General features: G+C 38.3%; 24 protein-coding genes. 6 read left to right on the top strand and 18 right to left on the bottom strand.

Translation table 11 applies throughout. The features are described 5' to 3' along the window. Positions 1-2 precede the first annotated feature (2 nt). The 8 genes from LKI_RS06480 to LKI_RS06450 form a co-directional block, all read right to left on the bottom strand. On the bottom strand, positions 3-1367 hold the full coding sequence (locus LKI_RS06480; RefSeq protein ID WP_013103357.1) for an MFS transporter: 1365 nt from the start codon (positions 1365-1367) through the stop codon (positions 3-5). Then, a complete protein-coding gene (locus LKI_RS11000) occupies positions 1364-1519 on the bottom strand; it encodes a hypothetical protein (RefSeq protein WP_013103356.1) in 156 nt (51 codons plus the stop codon). The genes LKI_RS06480 and LKI_RS11000 overlap by 4 nt, the downstream gene beginning before the upstream one ends. Before the next feature lie 145 nt (positions 1520-1664). Then, positions 1665-1961, bottom strand: a complete 297-nt coding sequence (locus LKI_RS06475) for an ArsR/SmtB family transcription factor (RefSeq protein WP_013103355.1) — start codon at positions 1959-1961, stop codon at positions 1665-1667. A gap of 165 nt (positions 1962-2126) precedes the next feature. Next, entirely contained in the window at positions 2127-3083 is a 957-nt protein-coding gene (locus LKI_RS06470) for an ABC transporter permease (RefSeq protein ID WP_013103354.1), read from the bottom strand. A 2-nt stretch (positions 3084-3085) separates the two neighbouring features. Continuing rightward, positions 3086-4222, bottom strand: a complete 1137-nt coding sequence (locus tag LKI_RS06465) for an ABC transporter permease (protein ID WP_013103353.1) — start codon at positions 4220-4222, stop codon at positions 3086-3088. Continuing rightward, the gene (locus tag LKI_RS06460; RefSeq protein ID WP_013103352.1) at positions 4219-5778 is read right to left on the bottom strand and encodes an ABC transporter ATP-binding protein; all 1560 of its coding nucleotides are present in this window, start codon (positions 5776-5778) and stop codon (positions 4219-4221) included. The genes LKI_RS06465 and LKI_RS06460 overlap by 4 nt, the downstream gene beginning before the upstream one ends. Positions 5779-5997: 219 nt before the next feature. Then, positions 5998-7563: an MFS transporter gene (locus LKI_RS06455; RefSeq protein ID WP_013103351.1), complete on the bottom strand. Its 1566-nt coding sequence runs from the start codon at positions 7561-7563 to the stop codon at positions 5998-6000. A 211-nt stretch (positions 7564-7774) separates the two neighbouring features. Beyond that, on the bottom strand, positions 7775-8329 hold the full coding sequence (locus LKI_RS06450; protein WP_013103350.1) for a TetR/AcrR family transcriptional regulator: 555 nt from the start codon (positions 8327-8329) through the stop codon (positions 7775-7777). Between the two features lie 205 nt (positions 8330-8534). On the opposite strand from LKI_RS06450, the gene LKI_RS06445 reads away from it, so the two are divergent. Further along, complete coding sequence (locus LKI_RS06445; protein ID WP_013103349.1) at positions 8535-10355, top strand: MFS transporter; 1821 nt, start codon at positions 8535-8537, stop codon at positions 10353-10355. Positions 10356-10425: 70 nt separating this feature from the next. Here the strand turns inward: LKI_RS06445 and LKI_RS06440 are convergent, their stop codons facing one another. Both LKI_RS06440 and LKI_RS06435 read right to left on the bottom strand, forming a co-directional pair. Continuing rightward, positions 10426-10719, bottom strand: coding sequence for a hypothetical protein (locus LKI_RS06440; protein ID WP_013103348.1), 294 nt, complete (start codon positions 10717-10719; stop codon positions 10426-10428). A 160-nt stretch (positions 10720-10879) separates the two neighbouring features. Continuing rightward, positions 10880-12238: an MFS transporter gene (locus LKI_RS06435; protein WP_013103347.1), complete on the bottom strand. Its 1359-nt coding sequence runs from the start codon at positions 12236-12238 to the stop codon at positions 10880-10882. Between the two features lie 223 nt (positions 12239-12461). On the opposite strand from LKI_RS06435, the gene LKI_RS06430 reads away from it, so the two are divergent. Together LKI_RS06430 and LKI_RS06425 are read left to right on the top strand one after the other, a co-directional pair. Further along, a complete protein-coding gene (locus LKI_RS06430) occupies positions 12462-13316 on the top strand; it encodes an NAD(P)H-binding protein (protein WP_013103346.1) in 855 nt (284 codons plus the stop codon). A gap of 89 nt (positions 13317-13405) precedes the next feature. Continuing rightward, complete coding sequence (locus tag LKI_RS06425) at positions 13406-13819, top strand: Rrf2 family transcriptional regulator (protein WP_013103345.1); 414 nt, start codon at positions 13406-13408, stop codon at positions 13817-13819. Positions 13820-13899: 80 nt separating this feature from the next. Here LKI_RS06425 and LKI_RS06420 read toward each other — a convergent pair whose 3' ends face one another. Next, complete coding sequence (locus LKI_RS06420; protein ID WP_013103344.1) at positions 13900-14394, bottom strand: folate family ECF transporter S component; 495 nt, start codon at positions 14392-14394, stop codon at positions 13900-13902. 105 nt (positions 14395-14499) lie between these two features. Here LKI_RS06420 and LKI_RS06415 point away from each other — a divergent pair, with 105 nt between their 5' ends. From LKI_RS06415 to LKI_RS06405, 3 genes are all read left to right on the top strand, one after another. Beyond that, on the top strand, positions 14500-15099 hold the full coding sequence (locus tag LKI_RS06415; RefSeq protein ID WP_013103343.1) for a TetR/AcrR family transcriptional regulator: 600 nt from the start codon (positions 14500-14502) through the stop codon (positions 15097-15099). A 134-nt stretch (positions 15100-15233) separates the two neighbouring features. Further along, positions 15234-16637: a TrkH family potassium uptake protein gene (locus LKI_RS06410; RefSeq protein WP_013103342.1), complete on the top strand. Its 1404-nt coding sequence runs from the start codon at positions 15234-15236 to the stop codon at positions 16635-16637. Positions 16638-16677: 40 nt separating this feature from the next. Next, on the top strand, positions 16678-17340 hold the full coding sequence (locus LKI_RS06405) for a potassium channel family protein (RefSeq protein ID WP_013103341.1): 663 nt from the start codon (positions 16678-16680) through the stop codon (positions 17338-17340). Between the two features lie 49 nt (positions 17341-17389). On the opposite strand, the gene dld is transcribed toward LKI_RS06405, so the two are convergent. The 7 genes from dld to LKI_RS06370 all read right to left on the bottom strand — a co-directional run bounded on the left by dld (position 17390) and on the right by LKI_RS06370 (position 24495). After that, complete coding sequence (gene dld / locus LKI_RS06400) at positions 17390-19075, bottom strand: D-lactate dehydrogenase (protein ID WP_013103340.1); 1686 nt, start codon at positions 19073-19075, stop codon at positions 17390-17392. 179 nt (positions 19076-19254) lie between these two features. Beyond that, positions 19255-20211: a D-ribose ABC transporter substrate-binding protein gene (locus tag LKI_RS06395; RefSeq protein ID WP_013103339.1), complete on the bottom strand. Its 957-nt coding sequence runs from the start codon at positions 20209-20211 to the stop codon at positions 19255-19257. A 14-nt stretch (positions 20212-20225) separates the two neighbouring features. Beyond that, on the bottom strand, positions 20226-21212 hold the full coding sequence (locus LKI_RS06390; protein ID WP_013103338.1) for an ABC transporter permease subunit: 987 nt from the start codon (positions 21210-21212) through the stop codon (positions 20226-20228). Continuing rightward, a complete protein-coding gene (locus tag LKI_RS06385) occupies positions 21212-22699 on the bottom strand; it encodes a sugar ABC transporter ATP-binding protein (RefSeq protein WP_013103337.1) in 1488 nt (495 codons plus the stop codon). Before LKI_RS06385 ends, LKI_RS06390 begins: the two co-directional genes overlap by 1 nt. Before the next feature lie 26 nt (positions 22700-22725). Continuing rightward, positions 22726-23124 carry a D-ribose pyranase gene (rbsD, locus tag LKI_RS06380; protein ID WP_013103336.1) on the bottom strand — a complete coding sequence of 133 codons (399 nt, stop codon included), beginning with the start codon at positions 23122-23124 and terminating at the stop codon, positions 22726-22728. A 135-nt stretch (positions 23125-23259) separates the two neighbouring features. Beyond that, positions 23260-23940 carry a matrixin family metalloprotease gene (locus tag LKI_RS06375; protein ID WP_013103335.1) on the bottom strand — a complete coding sequence of 227 codons (681 nt, stop codon included), beginning with the start codon at positions 23938-23940 and terminating at the stop codon, positions 23260-23262. A gap of 129 nt (positions 23941-24069) precedes the next feature. Continuing rightward, positions 24070-24495: an OsmC family protein gene (locus LKI_RS06370; protein WP_013103334.1), complete on the bottom strand. Its 426-nt coding sequence runs from the start codon at positions 24493-24495 to the stop codon at positions 24070-24072. Between the last annotated feature and the right edge of the window lie 4 nt (positions 24496-24499).

Here is a 24499-nt window from a genome sequence, read left to right as displayed (position 1 = left end):
TATTAATGTCCTTTTTTAAATTGCATCGAAAATAAAATGCCCAGAAATGAAAATATGGCGGCACATAGCATAGCTGATCTAAAGCCACTTGTAAACTGTTGTGCTGAAACAGTGCTACCAAATTTATAAAAAACAATTACTGTTATAGTTGTACCGACAGCACCGCCTAGCAACCGAAACACATTATAAATACCTGATGCTTTACCTAAAGAAGTAGGATCAACTGATCCTAAAACGGCCTTTTGTAATGCTGGACCAGCCATAGATAAGCCTGCACCGGCAATAATTAACGGAATTACCATTATTGCATAAGAACTTTGCTGATTCACAAACAGCATAATAAACAAGTAACCAGTTCCTTGTAAAATTAACCCTAAGGTAGCAATTAACTTTGTACCAAACTGATCTACTGCCTTTCCTGCAAACGGTGTAACAATAAACAAAGTTCCCGTCCATGGCAGAATTTTGAGGCCAGCTTGTAATGAATTTGCACCATCAACTACTTGTAAAAACTGTGGTAGAAAAAATACAACACCATACATCGCAGCGTATAAGAGAAAGGTAGCAATATTACCTCCGGTAAAGGTCGTAGATTGAAAATAGTTTAATGGAACCATTGGACTATTTTCCTTTTTTTGCCGTAACACAAACCAAACACCGACAAATATACTGACTATTCCTATCACAATAGTTGATATGTTTAATTTTGGTGAGTTCATTTCTGATAACGAAAAAATAATACCCGCCAATGCAACAATAATCAAAATGGAATCTAGTGGATTAATCTTATCACTATTTCCTGTACTTTCAGGTAACATTTTGTGTGATAAAAAGATCGCGATAATTCCGATTGGTACATTAATCCAAAAAATCCATTGCCACGCTAGTTTTGCAACAATGAGACCTCCTAATGACGGACCAACTATTAATGCTAGTCCGCCAATTCCGCCCCAAATCCCCAAAGCTTTTCCACGTTCTGTGACCGGTAATGAATTTGTCAAAATGGCCATAGACATAGGGGTCATGACAGAAGCTCCTACTCCTTGAATTATGCGCGCAACAATAAGAAACGAAATATTGTTTGATAAAGCACAAAGTATCGATCCAATAGTAAAAGTTAAAATACCAATATTATATATCTTACGTCGACCAATTTTTTCTCCTAATGCAACACCAACCAGCAAAACTGCAGCGATTGTAATATTATATGCATTCAAAGCCCATTGAAGTGTGCCAACTGAAATTTGAAAATCATTCTTAATAGCTGTGGACGCAGTAGTCACAATCATAGAATCCATCATAGACATAAAAAATCCTAATGACGTCAAAGTTAGTATCCAAGTGGGGTTTATTTTTTTATTTATCATTGTTCATATTCCTTTTCACTAAATCCTAGTTTAATTGCAACTACATAGGTTATTGTTTGTTCAGGTGATTTTTCTACCGCAGACATGATCATTTCACCCAAATTATGCGCCCTAATTTCTGACACTATTTTTACTGACGTATTTGTTTTCATTAATACACTCCTATAATGTTAAAATAGTTCAATAAACATTGAACTATTTTAACATTAACATAATAACCAACGTATGACAAGAAAAAAAACGCCTAACGGCGTTTTTTCAGATAGTTATTATTATCTTATCTGTATATGATACTCTCTAAATATTGTCGTAAAAATGATTAACATACTTCTCAAATGTCTCTTGATTTAGAGTAACATACTTTTCTCTTGCTTCCTTACGAGCAGTTATTAGTCCAGCAGATTGCAATAACTTAAAATGGTATGATCCCGAAGTTTTACTAATATTTATCGCTTTGCCCACTTCTCCACATGCTACTTCGTGTTCTGTATGTTTTAAATACTGAATAATTTGCAATCGTACAGGATCTGCCAATGCTTTAAAAACCATCACTTGTGTTGTTTCAATTTGATTTAATCCATCTATTTTTAACATAATTTTATTATACTAAACTTCATTCACTTGTTTCAATTAATCAGTTTTATGCTATACCTCAAAAAAGGAACACACTTTTATATTGAGTATCAAAAAAAGCCATATTTTTAAAAATTAACAAAAATATGACTTTTAAGCCATTAGTTTAGAATAGTTTTTCAACAACTAAGCTGCCTTAATATAATTCACACCATCAGCCTTAGGCGCCCGTGTTTTACCAAAGAAGAATACCAGTACGATAATCGTGAAGACATACGGTGCAATTTGTAGCCATATAGATGGTATATTGTTCAATCCTGGTAATTGTGCACCAACCACTGCTAATGATTGTGACAATCCGAAGAAAAGTGAAGCAAATAGCGCCCCGATAGGATTCCAACGACCAAATATCATGGCCGCCATCGCCATAAATCCTTGTCCGACAATGGTACTAGCAGAATAGTTCAAGGAAATCGATTGTGCGACAACGGCACCACCAACACCACCCAGTAAACCAGAAATCATCACACCTGAATAACGTAACCGTGCCACGCTTAATCCAAGTGTGTCAGCTGCTTGTGGGTTTTCACCAACTGATCTTAGACGTAAACCAAATTTTGTTTTAAAAATAATATACCATGAAATAACTGCAACAAATATTGCCAACCATGCTGGTCCAGAAGTCTTTTCAAAAAACAATTGTCCCAAGAAAGGAATTTTTGACAAACCAGGTACAGATGTATAACCAAAATCCTGTGCAATTGGTGCCGTTTGGCCTTTACCGTAAAGCACTTTGATTAAGAAGACACCCAATGCTGGTGCCATTAAGTTAATTACTGTACCCGAAATAATATGATCAGCACGTAATGTGACTGTCGCAACTGCGTGCAGTAATGAAAACAATAGTCCGACAACGGCGCCGGCTAGTAATCCTAACCAAGGTGTTGCAGCGCCTAAAGTATCTGCAAATGTTAAGTTAAAAACAACTGATGCGAAAGCACCGATGCCCATAATGCCTTCCAAACCAACGTTAACAACGCCAGAACGTTCCGAAAAAGTACCACCAATTGACGTGAAAATTAACGGTGCGGAATAGACTAATGTACTAGAAATAATAAGTGCTAACATCGCCATTAATGACATATTTATTCACCGTCCTTCTGATTACTGCCGTTTGCCGAACCAATAGTGGCTTGTTTTTTAGCTTTAGTTGTTTGTGCGGCTTTTTCATCCATGGCTTTGATGCGTGCTTGCATGAGCTTAATCAAATAGCTGGCACCCACAAAGAAAATAATCGATGCCGTCACAATATCAACTAATTCAAATGGTACCCCAGAAGACATTGGCATGCCCAAACCACCAATTTTGAGCACCGATAAGATCACCGCAGCACCAAGAATACCGAGATAAGACCCGCCACCTAATAGCGCAACAGCCATACCATCAAAGCCAATGGACGGTGACCCATTTTGAGTGAAGAAATTCAAATAATTGCCTAGACCTTCAATTGTGCCGGCTAAACCAGCCAAACCACCGGAAATAGCCATGGCGACAACGGCATTGCGTTTAGCTGACATACCTGCGTACTTTGCAGCATCTGGGTTCAAGCCAACCGCACGAATCTCAAAACCAAGTGTCGTTTTTGTCATGATAAACCACACCACAACGATCATCATTAATGAAATGAAAATACCCGCCGAAATACTAGAACCTTGGGTTAAATCAGTTAACCATTTCATTTGCAAAGAGGCATTTGCACCCACTTGTTTTGTGGTCTCTGCAGATTCTTTAATGCCTTTAGACATCGTGTTTTGTAAAATATTATTACCTAAGAATAGTAAAATATAATTCATCATAATGGTGACGATCACTTCACTGGCACCAAATTGTGCCCGTAACCAACCTGGAATGGCACCTGCTAAGGCACCTAGTCCTGCACCTATAATCAGCGCGCTGGGAATCATGAGATAAGCCGGCATATTTGGGAAACTGAGGCTATACCAAATTGCACCAACCCAGCCAGCCAAGGCTTGACCAGATAACCCGATATTAAAGAAGCCAGCTGTTTGAGCCACTGTGAAACCTAGAGCTGTTAGAATTAGTGGCGTCATTTGCGTCAAAACACCACCAACATCTTGCATTGATCCAAAAGCTGAACCAAGTAGTGCCATATAACCCGCAATCGGATTATAACCAAATACCAACATAATGACGGCACCAATAATAAGGCCGAAAAGAACTGAAAATAGGGCAATTGAAAGCGAATTTTTTTGTGTTGTCATGAGGCGTTCACCGTTTCTTTAAGTGCTGCGCGTGCATCTGTCAAACTCATTCCTGTCATTAACAACCCTAATTCTTGTTTATTTGTATCTTTTGCATTAACAATACCAACAATTTGACCGGCATTAATCACAGCAATACGATCTGATAAGTTCAATATTTCATCTAACTCAAAGCTGACAACCAAGACTGCTTTGCCGGCATTTCGTTGCGCAATAAGACGTTGATGTATATATTCAACAGCACCAACATCTAATCCACGTGTGGGTTGGGCAGCAATGATAAGGTCATTATCACGATTGAGTTCACGTGCAATCACTGCTTTTTGCTGATTACCACCAGACATTGAGCCCGCAGTCACTTGGATACCAGCTGAACGCACATCAAATTCTTCAACTAACTTTTGAGCTAATTTATCCATTTCAGCTGGTTGTAGCACCCCAGCTTTTGACAGTGGTGTTTTGTAGTACGTTTGCAATGCTAAGTTTTCGGATAAAGTCATATCGACTTCCATGCCAAAACGTAAGCGATCTTCTGGGATATGCCCAACACCCGTTTCAGTAATTTGACGTGGTGTTTTATTCGTCATATCTTTACCATGTAACAGTACCGCCCCAGATTGCACTTTCGTTAGTCCAGTAATACCTTGGATTAATTCAGTTTGCCCATTACCATCAATTCCGGCAATACCGACAATCTCACCCGCTTGCACTTCTAAGGAGAAATCTTTGACAGCCGCAACGCCACGTGCATTTTGAACTTCAATCTTATCTATTTTTAGAATGGTTTTGCCGACTTCAGCTGTATCTTTAACTGTTTTAAAATGCACCTCACGACCGACCATCAGGTCAGCGAGTTCTTGGGATGATACACCAGCAACTGGGAAGGTCTCAATTGACTTGCCTGCACGAATAACCGTTACCGTATCCGCAGCAGCACGAATTTCATCGAGTTTATGTGTAATTAAAATAATTGATTTGCCTTCTTTGGCTAAATTGTGGAAAATTGTGATTAACTCATCGATTTCCTGTGGTGTCAACACAGCTGTTGGTTCATCAAATATCAAAATATCAGCGCCACGATATAGTGTTTTTAGGATCTCAACGCGCTGTTGTTGACCAACTGAAATATCTGAAATTTTAGCATAAGGGTCAACTTGTAAGCCATACTGTTCAGATAATTGTTTGATCTTTTGAGCTGCCGTTTTAGTATCCAAAGTCAAACCCTTGGTAATTTCTGACCCTAACATAATATTTTCTGTTACGATAAAAGCATCAATCAACATAAAGTGTTGATGCACCATACCAATCCCGAGTGCATCAGATTTTGATGGTGAGTCTACCGTCACTTTTTTGCCATTAATCAGGATTTCTCCTGATGTTGGCTGAAGTAAACCTGTTAGAATGTTCATTAATGTTGATTTTCCCGCACCGTTCTCACCAAGTAACGCGTGAATTTCACCTTGTTGGACTTGTAGGTTAATGTCATCATTGGCTGCAAAATCACCAAATTTTTTGATAATATGTTGCATTTCAATGACTGGTGTTGATTCGGTCATTATATTTTACCAAAGCGTGAACTATGCTATAATTCACGCAATTCTACTTTCTAAAATATTTTTAAAAATGCCACGAACACACGTGTTCGTGGCATTTCCGTTAAAGAATATTATATCATGTTTGTTGCGATCCTATTGTTTCAATTAATTTACTGGACAATTATTGGGGTTGTTGAAATTTTTAACAACATAACCTACTCGATTATTCATATATGTGACCTATGCGTCGTTTTTGAATTTATTTTGCCAAAATAGTAACGCTAAAATAATGGTCATTATCAAGAAAGGTACGGCTTTTTGGTACAACAATTTAAAGGCATGTCTCACATTATTCTGTGCCGTATTTTTTATGTTCCTTAATGCAACATTGATCTGATGATCGATTGTTCGATTTCCAGTATGCTTTTTAGGAATTTTTGCTGCGCCTTGACTTTTAATCCCCTCGTTAGATTTATCGATTAGATGTAATTTTATTTCTTCGGGAATGCTTAGCTTTGATACAGTTGATGATACATATCTTTCGGATTTAACCTGTGCATCACTCAAGTTTGAATATAAGCCAGTGACAAAAAGCGCAACTGCCAATACAATACCAAATTGTCGTAATACGCCTGTGACACTTTGGGATGAAGAAAGTAATTCACCAGTAAAATCAGAAGCAGCAATCACAGTTATAGGTCCGGTAATTAAACCATACCCAGAGCCTACAAGTGCCCCATACACGCACGAATATAATTGCTTATCTAAGCCATTGTACGTGTAGCCAATATATCCGATTAACATTAATCCAAATCCAAACGAAATCAAAATTTTAGGGCCAACCTTATTCAATGCAAAACCTGAAATTGGTGATGTTATAAAAATAAATAAGGTAATCGGGATTAGCATAAACGATGCATGTAACGCATCAAAGTTTTTGACATTCGTATAATACGTTGGCAAAATGACTGTAACAGCCACTAAAAATAGGTTACTTAGAATTATCACAACAGAGGCACCCATAAAATTCCTATTTTTAAAAAGTTGTAATGGTATCATCGGCTGGTCTGCTTTAAGTTCAACAAACAGAAAGGCGACAAGAAAAACAGCCGCACTTAACATAACTATCAATGAAATTGTAGATGTCCACCCCCAACTTCTGCCTTGTGTTAAAACAGTTGTTAAGCTTAATAGAAATAACACACTTAGGCTTGATCCCAAGATATCGAAATTGTGAATATCATTGTTCTTTTCACTAAAATTAAGTATTCGCCAGCCAATAATCAAGATTAAAGTAACAATTGGCAAATTCACAAAGAAAATCCAGCGCCAAGATAAATATTGTGTAAGAATACCACCAATTACTGGCCCTAACGCAGCAGCAAGCCCCTGAGTCACACCCAATAATGCAATAACCCCTGTTCTTTTATCAGTTTCTACTAATCTAATTCCCAGTATCATTGATAGTGGGAAAATTAATGCAGCGCCAATACTTTGAACTGCGCGACCAAACACCAATATTGCTATCCCATTTGATAATCCTGAAATCAACGATCCAATACCAAAACCTATAAAACCTAACATGATAACTTTATTCATACCAAACTTTTCAGCTACTCTTGTTAAAGGAATCGTCAAGGCGGCAAACAAAATTGTATAGATATTGAGAGCCCAAGATAAGTTGTTTAGTGGCGTAGAAAACGCCACACTAATCTCTGGGAGAGCGACATTCATGACTGTCGTATCAAGCATACATATAAATATGCCAAAAACAAAAATTGTCAGTTTTAACTTACTGTTATTCATCATCAATCACCTTTTCGTTATTAATAATGTTAATATTAACATTATTAATAACTTTGTCAAGGCTATTTTTAATGATGGGTGATCTTAAAAATAACACCTGCCGATGACGTACGCATTTAAATCACAAAAAAAGCAGCACGTTAATGCTACTTTTTAAATAATCGTACTTTTATTGTTGCGTTTTTACCTTCATTACTGTGAATACACACCATCAACTCTCTTGAGCTGAATTCATAGCATTCAACAGCATACGTGACAACTCTGGCACACTAACATTTTCTCTATCACATGCTAACCATTGACTCAACACATTCCAGAATCCGCCAATGCCATATCTTATTGCATACACAATATCTTGCTGATTTTTTGATGCAATCTGCCATGGTGCACCAACCGTCGGATATAGATCAGGCAGCACCTTGTTGCTTGTTTCCACAATGATCGAAAATAATCCTGCTTTCTGAAAAACAGATAATTCGTCAGCATACTGCGTCCAAAAATTGAAGAAAAAAATGACCAAATCTTCGAATTTTTCGAGACGACTTTGCTTCAATTCTACAATGTATTCATTAATCAAACTGGTGATATAAGTTGTCAAGATTTCTTCTTTAGATGCATAATAGCGATAAAAAGTTCTACGAGAAATACCTGCCTCATCACTCAATGCTGCTATAGTTATCATCCCCAGGTTCTGTTCTTCTTTTAATAATGTCAGCAAGGCACCCCTAATTCTACCCTTAGTCTGTACCGCTATTCTATTTTTCATGTTATTCTCCTTTGACTCTCGACACCATGAGACACACATTTTTAAAAATGCGTCACTAGTTAAAATAGTATTCACATCACGTTTCCTTCACTGTATTTAGCGTACACTATACACTGATGTCACACAAGTGACAAAAATTATGGCACTTATAAATTGTCAAAAAGGAGGAAATGAACAATGATATTCAAAAAGGCAGGGATTTTTCATGAGTAAAACAGGAAAAATATTAGGTTTTTCAGGTCTGATCATAGCCATGTTTATGGGCACGCTTGATAGCACAATTGTTAACATCGCCTTACCTAAACTGATGACCGAATTTAACACTAATTTATCTGGTGCGAGTTGGGTGGCAACAATTTATGCCTTAGCACTGGCGGTATTTATGATTTCGGCAACTAAACTCGCTGACAAATTTGGCCGTAAAAAGATCATGTTATTAGGATTGGCTTTCTTTACTTTATTTTCTGCAGCTTGTATGTACGCCAACTCGTTATCCATGTTACTCGTGTTTAGATTTTTCCAAGGCATTGGCGGGGCAATTATCACACCACTTGTGCTACCCATAGGAATTAATCTTTTGGGAAAACACAACATATCTAAGATTGCTGCCGTTGTTGGTGAGTTTACGGCCCTATCTGCTGCTAGTGGGCCTGCTGCCGGTGGTATGATTCTTGAATACACCTCATGGCATTGGATTTTTGGTTTAAATGTGCCAATTGGTGTGATTGCTTTCTTACTTGTACTCATCTTTACAAGGGAATCTTATGATGACACCTTAGTCGGCAAATTCGACATACTGGGTATGCTCATGTTAACACTGATCTTAGGTGGTTTGACATTTGGTCTATTAGAGGGCAGAGAATACGGCTGGACTTCAACCCTAATCTTATCAAGTTTTGGTGCCGGTATCGTTGGTCTCATCTTATTTATCTTTGTTGAACTCAAAGTGTCGTCCCCTATCGTTGAATTCAATCTATTCCGTGAGAAAACATTCACTGCCTCAAGCATTGTCTATTTGATCACTGGTTTTGCTTTGGTTGTCCCAAGTGTGATTTTTAATTATTATTTGCAAAACGTTTTAAACTATACTGCGCTGCATGCCGCATTAACAATTATCCCAGTATCTCTGGCAATCGTTGTCGCCATGCCATTAGGTACACGATTAGCCGATAAAATTGGTGCTCATCCGGTTAATTTTGTTGGTATACTGCTCATATCAGCGAGCTTTCTGACGCTATCATTAATCACCACAGATACTTCTCGAACAGTAATGATCGTATTCTTGATTATTAGTGGTGCCGGATTTGGTTTTTCCACTGTATCTTACGTATCCTCAGTTAAGCATTTACCACAAGCAAAAACCGGTACAGGATCTGGCATTGCTAATTCTGCACGTCAAATTGGTATGTGTTTAGGGATTGCCGTATTGGTGACCATACTCAATGCCAATGTTGCGACAGCTAAAAATGATATACGCGACACCGCGATTGCAGTTGTTAACAGCAAAAACATTTCTGACCATACGCGTCATGTCGCAACGACCGAAATTAAGACCCTCTTTTCAAAAGATGACAGTAAAAACACGGATTATGCGGCGAAACAAAAACAGCTCACGCATAAACTTAAAACGGCTGCTTCAGATCAAAGTCATCTTCCTATCCCTGCAGCAGATACAGATTATAGAAAGCTCTACGACGCCACACAAAAACTAAGTGCAGGTACAAATCAATTAACCGAAGCACTTCAAAAAACGCGTCATTTGACAGCTTCAAATGCACAAGTAACAACACTCATTGGCTCGCTCATAAATGGTAGCACCACGCTTGAACAGGGTCAAAACAAAACGGCAACCGCAGTTCAACTTTTAGCACAGAAAGATGAATTGCAAGACGCATTAAATCAAATTAAAACACAAAAAAATACACAAATGAGCCAAGCCTTTAGTAAGACCTATCTCATTTGTGCCCTGCTGTTAGTAATTTGTTCGCCTATTGCTTTATTTTCAGATAGGCGTGTGACGGATTAATCGCATGAACATGACATAAAACCCGATAACTTAGACGTCTACGGCGTTTAAGTTATCGGGTTTTATTATTTTAAGTATGTGCCTTGATATTGTTGATGATGGCATATGCCCATAAGATCACTCTTTTGCCAGTGTAAAAAGAAAACAAGATGAAGAGACTATCTACGATTGCAATGACCCACCATATGTCTGATTTTAGCATGGGTAATAAAATCAGCGCAAAAACAATGGCTGTCATTAAAAAGCCCAAAGAAACGAGCCACACAACCACAGATAGCCAAAATTTAAAGCCAAAGGGCCTTTTATCATCCACATCAAATAGCTCATCAGCAAATATGACAATCATTCCCAATAAATCAATCACGTCAACTCAATCCACCCATTTTTCTTAATTTTACCTTGTTTATATATTGATATTAATATCGTTTTTTTACGAAAAGGCCCGACCTACCAGACGAGTCACATGTATTGAACGATCATAATCATTCAATAACTATAAGAGCCCTGATACAATTTAATCTCTTTTAAACGCGCTTAACTTGAAGTTTTCTAGAAAAGTAAACAGCAAACAATCCAAAAATCAGTATGGCCAAAACCACTGATAACCAAGAAAAATGCTGCAAACCATTAACAGCACCATACTTTGCTTGTAATAGCGCACCTACAGTTGTACCAAGTGCACCCATAAACATTTGTAAGGTTTGTACAATAGCCATGGCATCAGCTTTTTCAAGTGGATCTTCATCTACAATAACAGCAGTTTGTGCGCTTGTATATGCCATGTTGCGACCAATAATAAACAGAATATAAAGGGTAATAATGAGCGGTAGCGATAATCTCGGAATCCAGAGCGTCATCATAATGATGATTACTGTAAAAATAGCATTTCCCAAGTACAGAGGCAATTTAGCACCCTTTAAATCGTATAATCGACCAAACATTGGTGCCAAGAGTGCACCAATTAGTGCACCTGGTAATAAGGAAAATCCTGCCCAAAAACTGGAAACATGTAAAAAATACTGCAAATAAGTTGGGATAATGAGATTTAAGCCAAGTAGAATGAACATGTAGACGGCAATAGGTATCAATAATGCGATGAATTTTGGATGTGTAAATAACTTGAGATTTATAAAATTAGCCTTGGAAGTGGTCCCCCGCAGTACAAACAGAATGAGTGTGATGACTGCTATCATGAGCCATGACCAATCAACCTTGCCACTTTCTAGTTTATTGACTAACAGTAACGAACTTGTTAAAAATATGGCTAATGATAAAAAGGCTAACACATCAAATGAGCCTTGTACTTCATGCCGCTCTATTGCAAAAACTGTTTTCCAACCTAAAATCAAAGATATTGTTGGCGCAATGAGTAAAATAAAAAAGATTGATCGCCAGCCAAATGTATCAGCCAAAGCACCACCATATGTTGGTCCGAATGAAGGGGCTAAGCTAATTATCATCGAGGCGATGCCCATCCAAGCGCCAATTTTAGCAGCTGGTACTGTTGCCACAACAATATTAAAGACTAATGGCATGGCAATACCAGCAGCAATACCTTCTAATACGCGCCCTAAAATTAAGAACGTCAAATTGGATGACAGCCCACAGATTAATGTCCCAATTACGAAGAAAACAATACTGGCAAGCCAAAGATGACGGCTGCTATAGCGTTTAATAAGATACGAACTGGTTGTTATCATGATCGTCACAGCAAGTAGATAAGCAGTGGTCACCCACTGAATAGCATTCAGATTAGTATGAAATTCATGCGACAAAGCTGGAAACGTCACATTCATTGCTGTTTCCGCCATGATTCCTGAAAATGCCACTAGAGCTATTGCCACAATATTTAAAGTTGTTTTTAACGATGTGTTTTCTTTCATAACATGAACTCCTTGATATCCAAAATAAAAACTGATCTCCCATATTTGGTCGTTCAGCTTTGATACACGCTATATGCCTTATTTAATCTACTATCAACTATAGATGAATTGTTGGCTAAAAGTCAATAAAAAATAAACCACGCATCATTTCACAACTTGTTGTTTTATAAACAACAAGTTGTGCTATAATACTTGTATAGAAAACAGAAAAGGAAAAAACACTATGAAATATGCAATTACCGCTGCAACAGGTCACTTTGGCCAATTAGCTTACCATTATTTACAAGAATTAGTCGACGTTCAAGATATTGTCGTCATTGCTAGAAACTTAGAAAAGGCACAGGAATTATTTGCCGGTGCTGATGTCCGCCAAGCAGATTACGACGATACCGACGCAATGACACGCGCCCTAGCTGGTGTCGATCGCGTCTTGTTTATTTCCTCTCAACCAGGTGGCCCAGTACCACGTGAGACACAACATCAAAATGTCGTTGACGCTCTAGTAGCTAACAACGTATCCTTTGTTGCCTACACAAGTTTCATTCGAGCAGATCAGTCAGTTAGTGCCCTAGCAAGTGACCACTTAGCAACTGAAAAAGCATTATCAAAATCAGGTCTGTCACATTCACTACTCAGAAATAATTGGTACCTCGAAAATGAAATGGGCTTTATCACCTCAGGTGCTAACCAACATGCCACATCTTATTGGGCGTCTGGTCATGCCGGTTGGGCTTTAGAACGTGAGTATGCGGAAGCTGCTGCTAAAGTGCTTGTCAATGAGGCACCAAAAACTGTTTACGAATTTTCTGGATCAATCAATGATTATGAGTCATTGGGCTTAGCTTTAACGCAAGCGACAGGAGAAAAAATTACCGTAACAAAAGAAACACGAGATGACTATATTACCACATTGGAAAAAAGTGGTTTGTCTCATGACTTAGCAGCTTTGTTTGCCTCATTCCAATCACCAATTGACGAAGGCTCATTAAATGTGTCCTCAAATGACTTACCTGATGTTTTAGGTCGCGACTTAACACCACTACCTGCAGCGCTCAAAGAAATTCTAGCACGGAACTAAAGTTATCAGCGGGCATCATTATTTAGATGCCTTTTTTGTTTCTTGAATTATGCTATAATGCTTGAATAACCAACTGATAGGATAGGAATATGGGACTTTCATATAAATTAAGCGACGCAATACACATTTTAGCTTACATTGAAATATTGAAAAAACAGGATTTATCCAGTAAATCGATTGCAGCTAGCATTGGTGCAAACGCCAGTGTTGTACGTAATTTAATGCTTGATCTCCGATCGGCCAATCTACTCACAACGCATCAAGGTGTCGCTACACCACAATTAGCAAAATCACCGGATGATATTAGCATCTATGATGTTTATTGCGCGATTAGCATGCCACATAATCTACTCAATATTGATCCCAAAACAAACCCAAACTGTTTAGTTGGTGGCCATATTCAAGAAACATTAAATCACTTTTATAGTGATATTGAATCCGCTGCGTATGACCAAATGAAAACCATCTCACTAGCTCACGTTATTCAAGATATTCTAAAATAAAAACTGCAGAGGCCCAAGGTTACTTTCGACAATAACCTTAGAACTTCTGCAGTTTTTAGTTGTGTATTACAATATCTCTACTACCGTTGTTTTTTTAAGTTAATAATAGCCGTGTGTTTCAATAATACATAAGTAACTATCGTTTGCACAATAAGGCTAGCAATCATTTTAAATATTCTTGTTGTTAATAGTATTTCATAATTCAAATGGTAAACATAGCCAATTAAGCTCGTGTTCAACAAAAAACTAATACCTACGACAACAACAATGTTAACAATAAAAATACGAAGTAAAGATGGTTGATACAATAAGCCATATGTTGCTCCTGCCAAGGCCGCCGGTATAACAAACCAAAATGAAAACGCACCACTACCCATAATCGTAAAAGTCAGCAAATTAGCTAAAACGGCAGCCAACATCGTTAGTTTGACGCCATATAGGTAGCCAGCTAACACTAAAGCGATAAAACCAAAATTCACAGCAGCAAATGCAGGCCCAACACTAATTTTTCCAAGTATGATGTTGATTGCAATTAACATTGCAACCCCTGTTACTTTTTGAATCGATAAATTCATGAAGTCAAACCCTCTTTCCTTAAAATGACAGTTGTGTCATTTCATAAAATGAATTATACTACATAATGACAGTTGTGTCATATTAAATTTAGAAAGTGTGTGCGCATGAATAGAAGTGTTTCCAACAAACGAAGTGAAACAAAAAAAGCGGCGATTTTAATTGGCGCTCAAAAAGTTTTTTCAGAAAAAGGCTTTCTGAATGTGACCATGCAAGATATTATTGATGCCTGCGGCATTAGTCGTGGTGGTATTTATCTATATTTTCATACAACTGATGATATTTTTTTTGAAACGATAACACAGCGTTCTGTGCGCCAATTTGATGATATTCGTAAAGCTGTTATCAATGAACCACTTTTCGATGACCTACTCAGCGCCTACCTCAGTGAACATAAAACTCGACTAATCAATCATATACAGGGTGCCCCATCGCTACTCCGCGCCATGTATGAGTATTCTTTTACTCATCATGATGCTCGTGATAACCATTTAAAACAAAAACAAATGAATGCCACAAAAGCGACAGTGAGATCTATTTTAGATCTTGGTGTCAAACAACATAAAATAACGAATCACAGTACAAAAAAACTTGCTGATAGTTTCATGCTGCTCATTGAAGGTATGAGTATCATGGCATTGACTGGTACACTAAAAGAGCAACAAATTGACGATCAATTTCAAATGTTTATACATCAACTCACTTGATATTCGAGATTTAAATTGACAAACTATGTGACGTGAGACAAATCAACAGTTCTATACCGTGTATAATGAAATAAAGCATGTTAAAATGGTTAAATCCTCACTTTTAATATAAAGGAAGTTAAATTACACAAAATATGTCACGGAAAATAGAACTCCCAACAGAAGCAGAGATGAAAAAATTTCATAACCAATCTCAACGCCGTACATTTCTGTCCCGACTCTCTATGCCACAACGTTTGACGTTAGGTTTTTTATCCGTCATTACGGTTGGCGCATTATTACTCATGCTTCCTTTTAGCTATAATGGCGATATGGGACATTCATTCATGGATGCCCTATTTACAGCGACTTCAGCAGCCTCTGTTACTGGTTTGACAGTTGTTAATACGGCAACACATTGGACAACTTTTGGACAAATTGTGATCATGTGCTTGATTGAAATTGGTGCCTTGGGATTCATGTCATTTTCGGTGTTACTTTTTACAGCAACACGCAAAAAAATGAATCTGCGCGATAAAATGATGGTACAAGAAGTCTACAGTTTAGAAAGTCTTTACGACACACGTGCTGTCTTTGGTTACGTCATCAAACTGTCGGTTATCATTCAGATGGCAGGTGCTATCTTACTAACGCCATTTTTCATTCATGATTTTGGTATCAAACGTGGCCTATTCTATGCTGTTTTTCACGCTGTTTCTGCTTTTGGTAATGCTGGTTTTTCCATACTGCCAGCTGGTGATATGGCTTATGCCAATCAGCCTTGGATTTTATTAATCATTGCTGCTTTGATTATTGCTGGCTCCTTAGGATTTCTAGTCTGGCGTGATGTCCTACTGTATCATCATTCCCATAAATTGACCTTACATTCAAAGCTCGCGCTTATGATGACTGGGGCACTCATTGTTGGCGGTTGGTTATTGTTTGAATTAACTGAAAGTAATTTAGCAATTGCATCACATTTATCTGGCTTTAATCGCGTTGCCAACACTTTATTTATGTCAATCTCTTATCGAACAGCCGGTTTTTCACAATTCAGTTTCAACCAAATGGCTCCAGCTACAATTCTATTAACCATTATGATGATGTATATCGGCGGTACACCTGGTTCAACGGCTGGTGGCATCAAAACAACGACATTAGGCGTTTTGCTACTCAAAACACATGCTGCATTACGTGGTAAAAAAGATGTTACTTTTGCACATCGTCGACTAACCAACGAAAACATCTCACGATCACTTTTGTTAATATTTGTCTCCTTACTTTTCTTAGGCGTTCTATCATTCTTACTCATGCTCACACAAGGCACTGATTCCAAATACGGGCTAGAATATATCATTTTTGAAGTTGTTAGCGCCTTCGCAACAGCTGGATTGACACTTGGGCTCACACCACACTTAAATGTTTTTGGACAATGTGTTATCATGTTAACAATGTTCATTGGTCGTGTGGGTGTCTACACCGTGATGTTCTCAATTCTAAATGTACACGCCGATCACGCACCTTATCAATACCCAGAAGAAACAGTTATTATCGGTTAACCCAATCACAACATCATACCAAACTTAGGAGAAACTCATTATGCGTCAAACATATGCTATCATTGGCCTCGGTCGTTTTGGTGGGGCACTACTTGAAACCCTTATTGCAAATGGTCAAGACGTGCTTGGCATTGACATCAACGAGGAACATGTTAACGATTATCGTGATATTGCAACGCAAGTTGTCATTGCTGATGCACAAGAAGATGACGTTTTAAGAAAATTAGATATTGCCAGTTTTGATCATGTTGTGATTGCCATCGGACATAACATGCAAGCAAGCATTTTAGCAACCATCAACGCGAAAGACCTCGGCGCTAAGAATGTCATTGCCAAAGCCGAAAATCGCACCCACTTACGCGTTCTCACAAAAATTGGAGCCGACCTAGTTGTTCAACCTGAGCGTGAAATGGGGGAACGTATCGGACGTAAATTATTAGCGCCAAACATGCTCAATTTTATTGAACTGTCCGATGATTATTCCATGGCAGAAGTGCAAATTGTCAATCCGGCTTTTGCTGGGAAAACGATTTCGGAACTTAATATTCACAAAAAATTCGGACTAAACGTCATTGCCGTACGTCATGACGGCGAGGTGATCGTCGCACCTGATTCCAAATATGAAATACACAACAAAGACATCTTATCTGTCGTTGGTCCAAAAGACATGGTCGATGACTTTGATCAAATGACCAATAAATAAGTTAATCAAAAAAACACCAAAAATATTAACATTTTTGGTGTTTTTTTGATTAATAATTACCCCAGTATTTTTCCATAGTCGTTAAACCAATACCAGGATTGAAACTGTTTGTTGGATCATTACGCTTGTAGTGGCTCACTAACGTTGAAGCAGCATGGTACAAGTGCCCAACGTTATGTTCAGCGGGATAAATCGCCCCACGTTTGTCAAGTAACTTCAACATTTCTAATTTAAGTTCATGTGGATCAACACCCGGCTTCAAAATATAATCTTGGTGCATGACGTGATCAAGAAAATGACCATAATATAGCTTGTGTTCAATTTTATCTTCAATTTCCTTTGGCAAGTGTTCAAACCAATCAAACTCATTGCGAGGTAAAGCAATATCTAATGGTAAAATATCCAACTTCTTATTTTGGAAAACTTCTTGATACCTAATGGCGACACCAGCTGTGACATAACGATGCGTAGCTGCCCTGTCTGCCTCTGAAGGTGTGCACTCCAAGTAATCGCCTGATTCCGTTTTGAAAAATTCTTTTAAGTATTGACGTGCTTCATCAATACCTTCACCAACCATTTTCAACTGTAGATAATGTTCATACTTCTCATTATATTCCTCAACACGTTTTGGTAACTGATTAGGAAATATTTGACCAACATGTTGTAACATACGGTCAGGAAAGTATGGCTTAAACGTCGGAATATGCCCTAGTATGCGTTCAGCTGTTGATTTCAAACTAAACAAGTATGGCAACATATTTGTCCCTATTGTATCAATCACAAGCAATGAATCTTTGCCATATTTTTTAGCTAAATCATAGGCTTCTTTGTGCATATATTCCCCAGATACGGGTAAATTCTTAAATTCAGATAGGATATGACGTCGCAATTTTTCCAACACCGCTGGCTCGTTTGTACCAATGTAAAATACCTGTGAGGCACCTTCTTTTGGAAATGTATCTAGACGAACAGCAAACGCAGCTAATTTACCTGACGAACCCGATACTTCATATAATTCGTTGGGATCAGCGTTATAACGTGTTGGGGTATGTGATCCAATATTACGAACTCGCGCCTCATAGTCACGGTTATGACCGACACGCTTATCATCTTTTTTAACATGATCAATATCAAAATTGCGATTTTCGAGGTTATTAATCATCTCTTCTGGTGTATTACCCAAATCAATTCCGAGATGATTGACCAAGTGTAGTTCATCATTGGCATCAATTTGCGCAAATAATGATAATTCTGTGTATGCTGGCCCACGTTGGATCAAAGCACCACCTGAATTATTGTTAATACCACCAATAACGGATGCACCTAAATTCGAAGAACCAATCACAGAATGTGGTTCACGATTAATGGCTTTCAGTGCGTTTTCCAATTTAAATAGTGTGGTTCCTGGGAATGCAAGTGCCTCTTGACCTTTATTGATCAATTGAACACCTTTAATTCTGCTACCATTGACCACCACACATTCTCGATCATATCCTGGTGCTGGAATTGACCCTTCTGTTAAACTCGTGTTAGATGCCTGCATAATAATGATAATATTATGGGCGTGAAGCACTTTCAATACTTGCCACAACTCCATTAAGCTGCCTGGCAACACAACTGCTAATGCATCCCCGCGACCACTGCGATAACCCTTACGATAACGTAATGATTTTGCAGCTGAGGTGATGATGTGATTATGACCCACAATGTCGGTCAATTCTTGAACAGTACTCATAAATAAGCCCCCAAAAAATTTATATTTTGAAAATCATTCAAAACATATTTATATTTACACTATACCACTTTGAATTTAAAAAGGTATATTTTAATAGCTTTCTAGGACTTTTATGACATTAATTGCAATTTAAAGATAAACATTTTATCATTATGTGAATTAAAATACATAATATTTGACTACTTATATTTGTCAGCTACAACTAATTCTAGTGGCGATTTGATATTTTTGGATACTGATTTACCTTGGAAGTGATCGTATGCTGCCCGAACCGCTAATTTCCCCATTTCCTTTGGCTTTTGAGCAACAGTTGCTGCCATTTGACCCTTTTTAACAGCGGTCATACCGTCTTCTGACCCGTCAAAACCAACAATAACAATATCAGGGTTGCTCTTTAACGCTTGGACCGCACCCAAAGCCATTTCATCATTTTGTGAAAATAGTCCTTTGATATTTGGATGTGCTTGCGCAATATTTTCAGACGTATTTAGCCCTGCTGTACGATCAAAGTTTGCCGATTGCTTAGTCACAATATCCAAGTGTCCCTTTGCTGTCTGATCAAATCCAGCACCACGTTCACGTGTTGCAGAAGCACCTGGTGTCCCTTGTAACTCAGCAATCTTGGCATTTTGACCCAATGTTTTGATCATAAAGTCTGCTGCCATTTTACCACCTGCTCGTGAATCTGATGCCACAAGGCTGAGTACTTTACCACCGTCAGATGAACGATCTATAGCAATAACGGGAATCCCTGCCTCATTAGCAGACTTCACTTCTGGTGTAATTGCAGAAGAATCCACGGGATTAATAATCAAGACATCGACCTTTTTTTGAATCAAATCTTCAACATCATTGCTTTGCTTGTTTGTATTATTTTGACCATCGTAAACCTGTACTTTTGACCCTGATGCTTTGGCGATTTCATTAACGCCATCCTTTATTGAAATGAAAAACGGGTTATTTAGGGTTGAGAGTGACACACCAATGGTCAACTCATTTGGTTTCTTATGTTGCACTGTGGTATTGCTTTGGAAAGGATTGCTAATCGAAAAAACTGGCCGTCCTGACGTGACAAAGAAAATGCCGTAAACTAATACTGCAACGACGACAATACTACCAATAATCTTTTTAGTCATTTTAATTACCGCCTTTATGCGTTTTTCTTACGATCAAGTAATACTGCTATAATAATCACAATACCCTTGACGATTTGCTGATAAAAACTAGAGATACCGATCAAGTTCATGCCATTATTTAGCGTACCAATAATTAACGCACCAATAAGTGTCCCAAATAGACGACCTCGTCCACCAGCTAAAGAAGTACCACCCAAAACAACTGCCGCAATGGCGTCCATTTCAAAACCAGTGCCAGCATCTGGTTGAGCCGAACTCAAACGCGAAATCAGTATCATTCCAGCAGCAGAACTCATGATACCAGAAATAACGTATATCCATGTTTTTGTGAGATTAACTTTAATGCCAGACACAAATGCAGCCTTTTCATTACCACCCAAAGCATAGGTTTTTCGACCAAATGTCATTTTGTGCAACAAAATAAATAAGATTAAAAACGCGATTAACATGATAATCACAGGTACCGGTATACCAAAGAAATAACCGCGACCAATGAATTGAAACATAAAACTGTTGTTCATAATTTTCCCAGTAATCGGATTACCATCTGTAAAAACATAAGTTGCACCTCGGAAAATTGTCATTGTCGCAAGTGAGGCAATAAAAGGTGCTGCCCCACCTTTGGTAATAATAAGACCATTAACACCGCCTAATAAACCGCCAATAACAATGCCAATAACCATCGCGATGACGGTTGGCACACCACTTGTGATCATCATAGCTGACAAAGCCGACGTCAGAGCTAGTATTGCACCGACTGACAAGTCAATGCCACCAGTCAAAATAACAAATGTCATGCCAAAAGCAATCAGACCATTAATTGATACCTGTCGCAACAAATTGAGTAGATTATTCGGATCTAAAAAATTACGATTCATAATCGTGGTGATGATAACCAGCACGATCAATGCTAAAACGGGTCCCAGCCCTGACAACCTGCTGATAAGATTTTTGTCCTTAACGACCACTGATGCCTTATCTGTGTGCTTCGTACTAACCATTATTTTCTTCCTCCTGTAGCAAGTGTCATAATGTCTGACTCTTGAACATGCTCACTGTTGTCAACAATTGCCATTAACCCGCCTTCGTACATCACCGCAATACGGTCACTCATAGCAATAACTTCTGGCAGATCACTAGACACCATAATGATTGCCACACCTCTATCAGTTAATTCATTCATCAATTGATAGATTTCTCTTTTAGCACCAACGTCAACACCACGTGTTGGCTCATCTAAAATCAATAATTTACTACCCGCACCAATCCACTTGGCCAAGACAACTTTTTGTTGATTACCACCAGATAAACGGTCAACATTAATATCCTGCCCATCAGTTTTAACGGTTAAACGTTTTATCAAAAAGTCAACAAAATCTGTCTTAACTTTTTCGTCAATCATATGATTTTTGACCAATTCTTGTAAACTCGGCATAATGATATTTTCTGCTACTGAGAAATCTAAGATTAACCCTTCATCTTTTCTATTTTCTGTGACAAACCCAAGCCCTTGATGAATGGCATCGGCTGGTTTCATAATCTTGACTGGTGCACCGTCAACCTTGATGTTGCCTGAATCTCTATGATCTACGCCGAAGATAGCGCGCATGACCTCAGTACGCCCAGACCCCATTAGGCCTGAGAAACCCAATATTTCACCTTGACGAACAGAAAAGCTAATATCGTGAAATTTATCATGACTGGTAAAATTAGCAACATCAAGCACATTTTGCCCGTACTTTGGGTGTCGATCAGGATAGAATTCACCAATATCACGTCCTACCATGTTTTTAACAATTTCAGCCACAGTTGTATCCACAATATTAGACTCACTGACCGTATGACCGTCTCGCATAATTGTTATTTTATCTGCGATCTCCATATTTTCTTCAATACGGTGACTAATATAAATAAAGCTCACACCTCGTGATTTTAAATGATTCACCGTTTCAAAAAGCGCGTGTATTTCTGAACTTGTTAGAGCGGCCGTTGGTTCGTCCATAATGATCACTTTGGCATCAGTCATCATCGCTTTTGAAATTTCAATCATTTGTTGCGCGCCAATACTTAAGCTACCAATTGGCGCGTCCAAATCATAACTAATATTTAACGTTTTGAATATGTTTTCCGCTTGATCACGCATGCTTTTGTCATCAATCAAACCAAAACTTGTCTTTTCCTCCTTATTTAAAAACATATTCTCTAAAACGGTCATTTCAGAAAAGTTATTCATCTCTTGATGAATAAAACTAATACCGTGTTCTTCTGCATCTTTTGGCCCCTTAAACGCCACAGACTCATCGTTCACCATGATTTGCCCACTATCTAAGGGTAACAAACCAGTCATAATGTTCATGAGTGTTGACTTACCGGCACCATTTTCACCCATCAACGCATGCACTTCGGCCTCTCCCAAATGAAAATTAACATCCCTGAGAACATGATTATTACCAAACGACTTAGAAATACCAACCATATCTATCTTCATAATTCCTCCATTTGCTCGCTGTTAAATCAAAAAACCACACCGCTTTCTAAAATAATATTGGCAAAAGGTGTTGCCTCACCAGTCCTAACAAATGCCTTGCTCTCCTTTAACTGTTGTTTGAGTTGGGCATGAGATATAAAATCAATCTCAACATCTTGAGAAAATCGCTCATATATTTTTTCCAACATCGCGGCATTCTCTAGTTTGATTTCTTCCGCCAAATAAATTTTCTGAACTGCCAATTCCGATAATACAGCGTCTAACACGTCAATAAATTCTGGTTTGCCAAGTACAACGCTTAAATCAATTTTTTTTACAGTCTTTGGGACCGGTGTCCCAGCATCTCCAACCGCTAGCCAATCCATGTGACCCATATCAGCGACCACAGCCGCAATCTGAGAATTTATAATGCCGTTTTTTTTCACAATGCTTTTCTCCTTTTAGGTAAAACGTTTTACTTTTTGTTCAAAAAAATAAAAGTTGCTAATCATTGCATGTGTAAGCGCTTCCACATGTGTAGATTACCATCTTTTTTTTGACTCGTCAAGCTTTATGATTTTTTAGTGTGCATACAGTGCCTGTAGTTGACTAACATCAGATTGTTGAATGCCATAATCAGAACCTTGCGGCTGCATAACAGACACACGATTGGAAACGTGGTCCAACCCGAGTGCATGACCTAATTCATGTTCTGCTGTGTTAATCTTGCGTGCCATAGTATAGTCATCTAAATAATGCGTGTTTAGTTTGGCTACCACGTGAGTCATGACCTTTTTACCAGTAACCGGGTTAACTAAAAAGCGTGTCTCGGCAACACCTGCTTGTGACGTATCACCACGATTTTCAGTTGTTAACACAATATCCGCCTGATTTTTATTTTGCACCTGCACTAATGTTAACACTTGAACGTCATTCCAATTGTTAAATGCTTGCTGCCAGGCTTGCAAATAAGCAGGTTGCTGGTCAGCTGCGACATCAAAATAAACATTAAGCGTTTTTTTTGCCCATACTGCACCGTTTAAATGCGTCGCGTCCTGATGATCTGTTGTTGTATTAACGGTGCCTGGTTCCGCGCTTACTTGATCATTTGGTAGGCTAGTATTTTTATCAAACAAGGCCACCCATTGTTGAACCTGATTACCTACCCAAACCTTACCTTCAGCCACTTTACTGGGGTTTTGGATCAAATACGTGATACCGACGATGACAATGATCAGTTTAACAATTCTAGAAATTTTCACATTGACACCTCCTTAAATTCATAGCATCATGCCTGACTGAATTATATCTTATCAAGATTAAAACTACGTTAACTAACTATAAGTAAGCAAGAAAACAGCTGTTACAAAAAATGTAACAGCCTTCATTTTCTACTGTAGGTCGAATACATCCACTAATGATATATCAACATTCGAACTACCTGCCAATAGTTTAGATACCGGACACCGTTTCTCAGCAATTGCTAAAATATCTAATGCCTCCTGTTCATTAACCTGTGGTATTTTCACCTGTGCATGAACAAAAAACTGAAATCCTTCATGATCTGGTGCCATATCAACACCCACGCGAACAATGCTCTTGTGCGGTATTTGCCGCCGCTTCTCCTCGGCTTCAATCGTCGCATTCAAGCAAGTAGCAAAAGCTGCTGCCAATAACTGCTCCGGATTAGTTCCCGGTGTCGTACTTAAAGGGCCACTCGTCATCACGTCTAACCCATCCCCGGTAACCGTCTGCACACGTCCAACTAAGCCTGCTGTATTTTCAACCTCAGTATGATACAAATGCCTAATTGCCATTTTG

The sequence above is a fragment of the Leuconostoc kimchii IMSNU 11154 genome, assembly GCF_000092505.1.
Classification (GTDB): Bacteria; Bacillota; Bacilli; order Lactobacillales; family Lactobacillaceae; genus Leuconostoc; species Leuconostoc kimchii.
The sequence above is the reverse complement of the archived record's forward strand: the minus strand, read 5'-3'. Positions and strand labels throughout refer to the sequence as shown.